The organism is Chryseobacterium sp. CS3K3.1, assembly GCF_059515165.1.
In genome coordinates this window covers 1-4,071 of the sequence record NZ_JCAKRV010000037.1, presented here as the reverse complement: position 1 = coordinate 4,071, position 4,071 = coordinate 1, and the positions used below count along the sequence as shown (strand labels likewise).

Below are 4,071 nucleotides of genomic sequence, written 5' to 3'. Positions count from 1 at the left end.
ACGACCTAAAGGTGAGGCTTTTACATTAACGATTTGCTTGGGTCTTCCGAGTCCGTCAAAATACTGAACCGTTTCAGAGGTTTTAACATTAGCAAGTGCAGGATCTGACAAATACGTCTTGGAGTAGATATAATTTTCCGTATTGGTAAGCTGCCCCTGGGCAGTTCCTATTATGAGAATTCCTATGGGAATTAATATTTTTTTCATCGGTTTTAGTTTTTATAGTTGTATTTGAATTCTTTTAACATTTTACCATTCACATCAATCACTTTTTCAAGTCGGTTAGCTGAATCATAGACATAGCTTTCTCTGATTCCAGATGGTGGGGTGATGCTTCTTACTCCTACTAAAGGATCGTAGGTGTAGGTAGTGATCTGATAACCGGATAATGCAGTATTACTTCTGAAGGTATTCAACGCAGATAAAAATGCTGTTTCATCATTACCAGGGCCTGCTGATGCATCTGTATTAGAGGCATTAACAATGGAATCAATTAAGGGCTGCTGGATATCTGATAATTTGGCTCCGACTATTTTGGCAATGGGCTGGGTCTGGTTGTAACCCCAGATGATTACTGTGGAAAGGCCGTCCTTGGTAGTGTACTGCTGTAAGTTTCCTTTGGTATCATACTGATCATAACTCACTTCAGTATTAAAGGTAGGAGGTACAATGTTCAAGTTAAGATCTTTTAAATCGTAGGATATTACCGAATAAGGAAGGGGGTGACCAGAAGTTTTCAAAGTTGCTTCTGAAGAAGACGCAGGATATTTCGCTTCAGTTTTTGATAGAATTTTTGTTATTCCATTTGCCGTTTTTTTGACAGAAGTAGTTATTGGAATTCCTGATATATTCATTGTATTAAGGTAAGTATTACCTAATGTATATGGATACTGATACTCTGTAGTTAAATCTTCATTGCTTGATTTCACAGTATTTGAAACAACACTTCCAAACGAATCATACGTAATCCCTTCTATTTTCTCAATTACACTAGTGTCTACATATTGTTTATAAATTATAGTATCTATCTTATGAGATTCGGACATCATTGGAGTAGCATAATAGTGATACTTTGAAATTGCATCATATTCTCCTGTAGTAGCTAACATTGGATCTTTTCCACTTAGAAGGAATTTCTTTTCAGCACGTACGCTATAGAACTGATTGAAAGGCAGTAAGTTTTTGTACTTGTAGATCTCAGATTGAAGTAATTTATTGTTAGCATCTTTTATTAGTTTTTGTCGTAAAAGTCCATTTGTTTGATTCTTTATAACTGGGAAAAAGTCGGCAGTTGTATTTTCAAAATTTGCATAATAATATTCTGTTCTTCCTTTCGATTGAGTCGGATTATAAATATCCATTATTTTTTCTGTAACTTGATTATACCCTACAGCATCATATTCACTGGAAGAAATCTGATCTGTGATAAACCAAAAATTATTATAACTGACCTTATTTGAGCAAGGAGTGTCAGGAGTACAATCAAAACAGTAATAATCTTTTTGACGGAGAGGACTGATTGTGTTATGTAATAAGCCATCACCGTATTCATATTCTTTCCACTCCAAAAGATCTCCTTGTTGCGAATAGTTCTTTACAGATTTTATTCGTGGACCATGCCCTAAAGATGTAAAATTTTCTGTAGGAAGAGTATCCATATAAGTGACTGTAGAAAAAACTCCTGCTGAATGATAGAGATCTGCAGGAACGTACATATTACTGTCAATATTTAATTTTACTGTATACTTAGTAGTTGGATCAGGATCTAAATTATCTATAGTATAAAGTTCTTGCCATTCATAACTGTAATTCTGATGAAAAGTGGCAGCTGTAGTGATTGCTCCAAGACTCCATTCTTTTAAAATTTCAGTATTTAATGTTCCATTGGGACTCTTCTTTATTTTTAAAAATTGAATAGATGCATTGGCGTTGACAAGTTGATAAAAATCATAACGTTTAGACTGGGGGCCCATAGAACCACCATCAAAACCTCCTGAGAATCTATTCAAAAACTTTATCGTTCTTGGAGCTGATTTTAATTTTATTGATAATGTGTCTTTATGAGCTGGGCTATATCCTCCCACTCCTGTATTATTCAATGATTCTGTTTTTGTTAAATCCACTACCTGATCATGACTTGGAATGAATTGATTTTTAAAAGAGTTTATCTCATAAGTGAAATTCGTAGTCCCTTTATAAGGATATTGAATTTTCTTGAGCATATAGGCATCAACAAAATTTTTGTTTGAATATCTGTTATTACTTTCATAATTCATTGAGAGTCCTGTATCAGCTTGGATATAAAAGCTTAGGTCAGGTAAAAGTATATTACTTTCATGTCCGTTATAAAACCCCCAAAAGTCTTTAGCAAAGGATACCTTAGGTGGAAGAATAGTTGATACATTATAATCAAAAATATAATCTTCTCCAATCCCTATTTTATTATCAGAATTGTCATAAGCATACATTGATACTTTATCAAGTTTTAGTCTCTTTCCCAGAGCATCTTTTTGAGCTGATGAAAGACTATTTGGAAAAAGTATATTTGGGAAACTTTCACTATAAGGAAAATAGGTATAAGTAAAATCAATTGATTTTATTTTTTTACTATTTCTACGATTCAGAATATCAATAGACCGTACTCTTTTTAGATTATTTGTCGAATAAAAGTTAATATCTTCCCGATTTTCAAGGTTAAAATTAACTTCTATATCATCAGTTCTTATTTTCTTCAAGATTTTTACGTTACTTTCATTCATAGTTGCTTCTGCAGGTTGATAAAAATAATTTATTTTACCATCACAAAAACTATAGCCCATATTATAACCTGATCTATAAATATTTCTAGATTGTGAGAAGGTATAGAAAGAATAGTTGCCGTCTTCATATTCAAAATGAATTTTTTGTTTTGTTGGAAGCTCTATTTCAGTAATTTTATAGCTTCGACTTGAGTATTCAGGGGATAATGGAGATCCATTATTGCTCATAAATACCTCTCTTTGGCCAAAAGTATATTTAATTCCTTTATTATCTGTAGCGATTATGCTTCCATCTGTTATCTGGAAGTTTATATTTTCATTTTTATCTAACAATACTACTTGTCGGGTTTGTAAATTGATGAAGAAATTTCCAGAATGCCCAAAGAAATTGAATCTGAATATATCTGCTTCTCCATATTTTCTGTAAACAAGATCATTAACAACAACATCTGCATCAGAGCCTACAGGAGCAGATGGAGGAAAACACACAGGATTACCATTACCAAATTGAGGTACACACCAATTATAATCAGTAAATCCTCTTTGGTTAACTACCTTAAATCTGCCAGTTCCACCTGGATGATTAGTCAGTCTATTATAAAAAGCATTATATTCGGTAGGATTTATATAGCTTATGTCGCTCTGATCTGCTTTTCCCTTAACATCCTGATAAATTACCCCCTCAGGCATAAGATTCCAGCCTAATCCCACCCAAGTTGCTTGGTCATCGAGTTTGATTCCTGAGGTTTGATAGGTTAAAGAAATAGGGATTTTAAAGCCATATTGTTCAAAGGAGTATAACAGAATTTCGGCGTTTGCTACTCCCGTATAAGGACTTACTGGAATATCTCCAACTCTTTTAAACATTGCCACTTCTGGCGAAGTTGCAAAATTTACTGTATTTTGAATTTGTGAGAAAAAACAATTAAAAGCCAGTAAAGTAAATATCAAATATTTTTTGTTCATAATTATTTTTTAATCAATTTTGCGTTTGCAATTTTATTAGTATCAGTTTTAATGGTCACCAGGTAAGCTCCTTGAACCAGAGCTTGAGTGTTAATTTTTGTGACTCTGTTCTTCGTAGTAAGACTTTGAAGCTGTCTTCCGCTCATGTCATATAACAGAATATCTGCATCCTTAAAATCAAAGCCAATTTCTACGTAAGCATAATCTGATACAGGATTCGGGTAGATCTTGATATCGTATTTTTCAATCAGCTGATCAACCTGTTTATCTCCCAGCTTCACTATTTTCCAGTTTTCTTTCCCGAGTTCTTCTGCGCTGGTTCCGGCAAGAATAATGGAACCATCTC

At 33.6% G+C, this 4,071-nt stretch carries 3 protein-coding genes; all 3 read right to left on the bottom strand.

Annotated elements, in window-relative coordinates; all coding sequences use genetic code 11:
* Window positions 1-207 (bottom strand): DUF6443 domain-containing protein (locus AC5YGI_RS21905; protein ID WP_496169800.1); only part of this gene is annotated, 207 nt, incomplete at its 3' end.
* A gap of 5 nt (window positions 208-212) precedes the next feature.
* Window positions 213-3,725 (bottom strand): hypothetical protein, encoded by a 3,513-nt coding sequence (locus AC5YGI_RS21900; RefSeq protein ID WP_496169799.1) that lies wholly within the window; start codon window positions 3,723-3,725, stop codon window positions 213-215.
* Between the two features lie 2 nt (window positions 3,726-3,727).
* Window positions 3,728-4,071 (bottom strand): T9SS type A sorting domain-containing protein (locus AC5YGI_RS21895; protein WP_496169798.1); only part of this gene is annotated, 344 nt, incomplete at its 5' end.

Excerpts from the sequence above, each read along its gene's own strand:
- AC5YGI_RS21900 (WP_496169799.1), bottom strand. The coding sequence starts at position 3,725 with ATGAACAAAAAATATTTGATATTTACTTTACTGGCTTTTAATTGTTTT.